Consider the following 6,749-nt stretch of genomic DNA (forward strand, 5'->3'; position numbering starts at 1 on the left):
TCGAAACTAGACCATCACGTCGCCGCCGTTGGGATTCAACGTGGCGCCGATGTAGTAAGAACCCTCGTCCGAGGCAAGCATAACGGCAGTGGGCGCAACTTCATCGACCCGGCCAACGCGGCCAATTGGAAGCTCCGCGATCTTGCGGACCTTCCAGTCCTCGGGAAGCGCCCGATACAACGGAGTGTCGATCGGTCCGGGGCAAATCGCGTTGACGGTAATTCCATTACGCGCGACTTCATAGGCCAGGGAGCGGGTGAAGCCGATCACGCCAGCCTTGGCGGCGGCGTAATGCGCCATCTCCGGACCGCCCTTCTGCGCCAATTGCGACGCAATGTTGATGACCCGCCCGAAGCCGCGATCGATCATGCCAGGAAGAACGGCACGCGTGACGAGGAAGACACTCCGAAGATTGATGGAGATCATCTGGTCCCACATCGCGGTTGACATGTCGTTGACCAGCGATGTCGTGTCGATGCCCGCCGCGTTCACGACGATATCGATCCGCCCGAGATTTGCGATCACGATGGCAACCGCGGCTTGCACGGCGCTCTCATCTGAGACGTCCGCGGCGACTGCAATCATCCGCACATCGCGGGCGGAGATGCGATCGACGGAGGCCTGGGCCTTGTCGATCTCCAGATCCAGGTTAGCAACATCCGAGCCTTCCCGCGCGAAAGCCGCGGAGATGGCTTCTCCTATTCCTCCAGCCCCGCCGGTCACGAGCGCAACTTTTCCTTGAAGGCGTCCCACCATCACCATCTCCAAACAGCTACAGTCTTCGCGACAACTCAAGACACATGCGGACGGATGCTAGAAGTCGACGTTACGCGTCTCCGGTCCTATGAACGCGCCGAGGGCGCCTAGCAAGCCTCCAATAACGAGTAACACGACGGGAGTCAGCGTGAACGGCATGATGATGCCAAGCCAGTTCATGTAGAAGGCATAGAAGGACGGAATGACTACCGACAGGCTGAAGCCCAGACCAAAGCCAGTTGCCCGCACATCGGTCACGAAGCGCTCGTTGATATAGGTAACGATGACACCCCAGGGCGAGGTGACGAGCACCGACATGAGGCAGACCAATAGCACGACTAGCGGCAAGCCGAGCCTGATGCTTACCAGCGCGTACATGATTCCGCCGCCAAATATTGCGATGAGCGGGCCGACGATCAGGAAGAACCGCCGCCGCCCGATCGCCTGGCCTATCATCCCTGAAGCGATATAGCTGAAGAACAGTACAAGGTAGGAGATGAGCAGCGTCGATGTCAGTTCGTATTTCGGCAGATGCAGAATGTGAAGCAGCAGCGTGGTCGGGATAAAGATGGTGATGATATTCTGCGTCAGCCAAAAGCCCGTCATCATGACAAGGACCTGCAGCAGACCCCAAGCGCTGCGGCCTGTTATGAGGTCCCGCAATGGTAGCTTTTGCTTGCCCTCGGCTGTCTCCGATGCCCAGACCTCCGACTCCGGGACTTTGTATGCATAGTAGAGTGCGAGGAGGCCGGCGAGCACTGCGCCGATGACGAACGGAATGCGCCAGCCCCAGTGGACATAAGGTGACTGCGCGCCATGCAGCGGGAAGAGCGCGAACATGAGCATGGCGATCAGGTTGATGACGACATAAGCGAGGGGGAACGCCGCAAGGATTAGGCCGCCCACGAAGCCGCGTCTCGGCTTCTCGGCATATTCAATGGCGAGCGGCATCGCACCTGTGTAGCCGCCGCCCAGGCAGATGCCGTCCAGGAAGCGTAACAGGACCAGGAGCCAATAGGAGGCGATGCCGATGCTGTCGAAGCCTGGCAGGATGGCGATCAGGAAGGTGATGAAGCCGAAGCCAGAAACAGAGTAGATCGACGCCATGCGGCGGCCGACATTGTCTGCGACGACGCCGAAGATAAAAGCCCCAATCGGGCGGCCAAGAAGTGTCGTAATGAAAACGAGGGACGTTAGTATCGCGGCAGTCCCCGGCGTGATTGCGGCGGGTCGGAAGAAGAAGAGGATGGGCGACAGCACCACCGTTGGCAAATAGATGTCAAACATGTCGATGAACTCAGAAAAGAACGCGCCGCGAATCGCAGTACGGCTCTTCTCCCGGCGCGATAGCGTTGCGGTATCGTGAGGAAGAGTTGCGAGGCCAATCATGATCTTTCCCTTTGATTATTGGGGCGCTTGGCATTGTGTAAAGTGGCTGCGGCCCCCGCAGGCACGGCGTGCAACGTCGAGCCGGCCCCAGTGTCAGGTGGCTGGCAAGAAACCTCGTGCGGCGCCAGATCGATCGACCACGTGTAAGGTACGTCCGCCCAAATGGTAGTGCCCATCGAATCGTGCAGTCTTGTCCGGCAAAACCGCATAAATCACGAAGATGCCCCGCAACAAGTCGTTTTGAGCTTTGGCTGCTCTATGTCGCGGAGCCTTGGCTTCGTCGCGACAAATGTCGCGACTTTGGGCGCAGAATTTCGCTCTACCGGCACAGTGTCAACGTCCAGGCATGCTATAACTGCTATTGCGCCCAGCTACGAGATGGATTGCGAAGTGCACTAACGCGCGAGTTCGCGCCCATGATCGACGATCTCGATGCCGCGACAGCGGCTCTTTCCGCGGCGCGAAAGGTGCCAGGCGGCGAGAACGTGGAGGAGTCAACGGAATTCTAAACAGCGTCGGAGGATTTCGCTCGATTCCTTCAGCGTGTGCCGGGCTGCTTCGCTTGTCGGTAACGGCAAGCATTCGAAGCCGCTGCACAACCACGAATATGACTTCAACGACGACGCATTGCCGCACGGCACGAACTTCTTGTACAAATCGCGAGGGACCGCCTTCCGCCACGCGAAGTTAAGTCGTGAGCTTCTTCAAGATCAATTCAGAGCGAAGCTTCAGCATGCAGCTCTTTTCGGCACCACCTGTTGCATGTGTGCGGCGCTCAAAGCCGCGTAACTCACGGCGCCTGCGCAACTACCCGACCTAACTTCAATGCGGAATTGACGGCCTGCACCGGAACGATCAGGCCACCACTAGTCCGCGCCCTCTTCCACAGGCCGACAATGGAAACGTCGAATGGGGGCTTCTTCTCTTGCCAGGCTGTCAGGTTTGTAGCGACCATAAACGTGTCAAGGACTGCGGCGAGTTCGATATCGACGTAGTCCTTCCCGTTCCAGGCTCAGCGCTCCAACAGAAGGCTGCTCAATACGCGATAATATAGATTATCGCGTGTTGACCTCACAGTGTAATTATGGTGGGATCAGTCGGTCAGCTCGCATCAGGCGATTTCGGTGCAACCGTTAACAAGATTCCGCAGTGTGCTTCAGCTTGCAATCATCCGGCCACGCCGTCGATGCTGTATCGAAACGAGGCAGCGTGGCCATCTATAGAAGCCGCTTTAGCTCAGCGATCTCACGACGCCACGTTGCGACTTGCGAGCTGGCAAACAGGGTCTTCGCTACTTCAACTACCGCGGCGAGACCATTACACTGAGGGTTGGACCTGCCGGCGTCGTTGTCATCTGTCGAAAGGAAGACCGACACATGGATGCATGCATGCCTCCTCGCGGCACGCCCGACGGAACGGTTCACTGGGTTCACCAACCCACATACTGATATCGTGTCCGAGGCTGGGAGACGGACCACTGGCTATTCTACCAGCGCGTCGGCATCCACGCGGACGACGTGACGAAGGGAGGCTGGGTTTATGTGGGCCCGGCGACACCGCCGCGCACAGAGACTGCCTCGAAACTTAATACCTAATGGCCGATCTCGTAGAAATACACCGCGCAGGGATTACCCGAACCGGTCGGTTCAGCGGCACCTGAGAACGCGGCCAGACCTCTGCCGGGCGGACTGCCGGGCATTATCTTCGGATGGTGCCAGATAATCACGTAGGTGATTGGATCGTTGCCGCAGAGCTTGTTGCCGTTGAGCAGTGTAGGGTTACTCGGCGGCGAAATCTTGAAAAGCGTTGCCGGTCCGTTGAAGCCACCGATCGCCGAGATCGTCAGATTGTGCAGCTTATGGATCGGGAAGCTCTTACCGCCGGCCATCACCATCCGGTTGTTGTAGAGCGTCACGTCACCGGTGATCGCGATGGAGTCAGTTGCCGTGGCCGTCCAGTGTTCGCTCCAGACCTTAGCTAGGCATGGAGAAGACGCCAAAAGCGCTGATGCGAGGACTATCTGGCGGATCATCGTCACCCCGGTGTTTTCAGTCGTCGCAGCGACAACCAGCTACGCTTTTCTCTTCGTTCTGCTCGACACCGATTGGATTGCGGGCTCGGCTTGAACGGCGGGCTCTGCCACTTTGCCCTTTCCACCCGCAATCGGCAGCTTGAGACCCGTCTGACGACGATCCGGATCCTTGCGCGCCTTTGGAGGCTTCGGCTGTTCCTCGGCGCTCTGCGCCTGCGCGAGGCTTCTCTTGAGCGCAGCCACAAGGTCGATGACGTTCCCGCGTTCAATCGGCCTTTCAGGCTCCGTGACCAGCCCGCCACCCGCCAGCTTCGTGTCTATCAGCGCCCGGAGCCGGGTCTCGTAGCGGTCCTCTAAATCCGCCGGATCATACTTCCCTGATTTCCGCTGGATGAGCTGTGTAGCGAGTTCGACCATCTCGGGATCGGTCTTCAACTGCGCCGCGTCTTCGAAATACTCGTCGGCGCTGTTGAGGTCACGATCCTCATAGAGGGTGTGGGCCATCAGCCCGACGCCCATGGGGCGCAAGGCAACAGTCCGCTCCCGCTGCGAGATAACGACGCGCGTCAACGCGGTCTTTCCGGTCTTTGAGATTGCCTCTCGCAGAACCGCATAAACATCCTCGCCGGCCTTTCCGTCTGGCGCCAGGAAGTAGCTCGCGTCGTAATAAATCGGATCGATCGACCCTGCGTCTACAAACTTCTCGACCGACATGATTGAGGAGCTGTCCACCTTGACGCTCTCAAAGTCCTCATCATTCAGGATCAGGTATCGGTTCTTGTCGAACTCGTATCCTTTCACGGTCTTCCCGCGCTCTATAGGAGCTCCCGTCCCAGAATCCTGGGAAACCATCTTGATTCGGTTGCCGGTCTCAGGGTTGATCATATTGAAACGGATCGCAGCCCGATCGTGCCGCGCATTGTAGAGGGCGACCGGGCAGGAGACGAGCGCCAGACGAAGATGGCCGCGCCAGATGGGTCGTGATGCCATGCTCGATTATCCAGACAGCAGAGGTTCCAGTCGCCGATAACAGAAGTCACTTCGACTAACGCGAGCAAGAGAGGGTCAGTTATTCTCCTTACCTCGCCAACCTCATTCAGAAGGTGAGGTGCGTCCGTCATGGCTTTGCGAATGTGCATTTCAGCAAGCCGCTAGAGGCGGCCAGAACAACTATCAACTTTCCGTTATTGCTCAACCCACCAAAATTATGTTGCACTGCACAAGGGAAGCGGTTTTGGAAAAGATCACCGATTCCGATTTATTCGATTTCGTCGGGGCACGGTTGATCGTCGGCGGTATACTGCTTGCACAGAAGTCTTGGAGTCAACACGCGATAAGATTGCATCTCGCGTATTGACCGTGATGTAGCGAGTGCGGCGATAATCGTTGCTCGTGCCGGGTGTCGTTAGCTGGCATCAATCTCATGACCAAAAGCCGGTCGCTGTTATTTCATCTGATGCAGACGAGGAGCCACCGCCCTTAGCCTGTGATTTTGATGCCCTCGATACCGAGGCTGCCCGTTGGCCGCTATGCAGCACACGTGGTTTAGTTTGCTATTCGGGCATTCCGGCGAGACGTAGGCATTCGGAAAAATGCTCGCGGTCACTCGCTCCCGCGAAGAGGGCCCTCCTGACGAGTTCCCCTATCGTCGCTTCCGGTTGAATCGCCAGACACTTCTTCACCAAATCCCGAGTGCGTTCGGCAAGCCCCAACTTCGCGCAACATCCCGCCATTATGGCCAACGCTTCGGCCCTCGTTGGTTCGCCACGGTCGAATTCTGCCAAGGCTTCCACGTAGCGACGCATCACGAACTGAGCGACCCCCGGTGCCGGCCGGTAGAAGGAAGGTAAGTACGGGTCTGTGCGGCGCGCATCGCGTAGGTGCTCAAGCCCCTGTTCCGCGCGGCCGACCCTCGAGAGGACTATGCCGAGATCGGTCGTGTTCACCGGGTTGGCCGGGTTAATCTCGACGGCGCGCTCCAAGTGGCTCAGTGCTGCGTCGAAATGTTGTCGTTCCATGTGAAGAAAGCCCAATGCTGTGTGGCTTGCGCCTTCACCGTCCGAAAGTTCCGCTCCGCGCTTCGCAAGTGCGAACGCGCGGTCGAGGACTTCGGGAGTTCCCGCCCGTCCAAACTGCCAATCGTCGGACAGGAGTAACGCCAGCAGGCTGTGAGGAAGCCCGTATCCGGGGTCGAGCTCGATCGCCTGCTCAAAGAGGCACTTCGCCTCAACCCGCGCCGAGGGCCTATCCCAAGCAAGGCTATCCGCCTGCATCGTAAGGTCGTAAGCGGACGGGTTACATCGCGGACTGCGGCGCAAACGCTCTCCGGTATTCACAAACGTTCGGCGTACGAGTGTTGCGGCAATTGTACGCACTAATTCATCCTGCATAGCAAAGAGATCAGGCATCGGACGATCGTAACGTTCGGCCCAGACATGATTGCCTGTCTGGGCGTCAATCAGCTGCGCCGAGATCCTGACGCGATCCCCCAACCGACGGACGCTGCCCCTACCAGGAAATGCACGCCAAGCTCGCGTTTCACGGCCTGGATGTCGATGGACTGGTCCTTGAA

The 6,749-nt window shown here is 58.2% G+C and carries 5 protein-coding genes; all 5 read right to left on the reverse strand.

Annotated features, from left to right (window positions below; all coding sequences use genetic code 11):
• Window positions 1–6: 6 nt before the first annotated feature.
• Entirely contained in the window at window positions 7–756 is a 750-nt protein-coding gene (locus GSQ92_RS29665; RefSeq protein WP_254066748.1) for an SDR family NAD(P)-dependent oxidoreductase, read from the reverse strand.
• A 57-nt stretch (window positions 757–813) separates the two neighbouring features.
• Window positions 814–2,145 (reverse strand): MFS transporter, encoded by a 1,332-nt coding sequence (locus GSQ92_RS29670; protein ID WP_159014914.1) that lies wholly within the window; start codon window positions 2,143–2,145, stop codon window positions 814–816.
• Window positions 2,146–3,736: 1,591 nt separating this feature from the next.
• A complete protein-coding gene (locus GSQ92_RS29675; RefSeq protein WP_159014915.1) occupies window positions 3,737–4,183 on the reverse strand; it encodes a hypothetical protein in 447 nt (148 codons plus the stop codon).
• Window positions 4,184–4,216: 33 nt separating this feature from the next.
• Complete coding sequence (locus GSQ92_RS29680; RefSeq protein ID WP_159014917.1) at window positions 4,217–5,167, reverse strand: Ku protein; 951 nt, start codon at window positions 5,165–5,167, stop codon at window positions 4,217–4,219.
• A 563-nt stretch (window positions 5,168–5,730) separates the two neighbouring features.
• Window positions 5,731–6,450 (reverse strand): tetratricopeptide repeat protein, encoded by a 720-nt coding sequence (locus GSQ92_RS29685; protein ID WP_159014919.1) that lies wholly within the window; start codon window positions 6,448–6,450, stop codon window positions 5,731–5,733.
• Window positions 6,451–6,749: the final 299 nt, after the last annotated feature.

Origin of the sequence: Acidisoma sp. S159 (genome assembly GCF_009766125.1) — a bacterium.
In the GTDB taxonomy this organism is placed as follows: Bacteria; Pseudomonadota; Alphaproteobacteria; order Acetobacterales; family Acetobacteraceae; genus Acidisoma.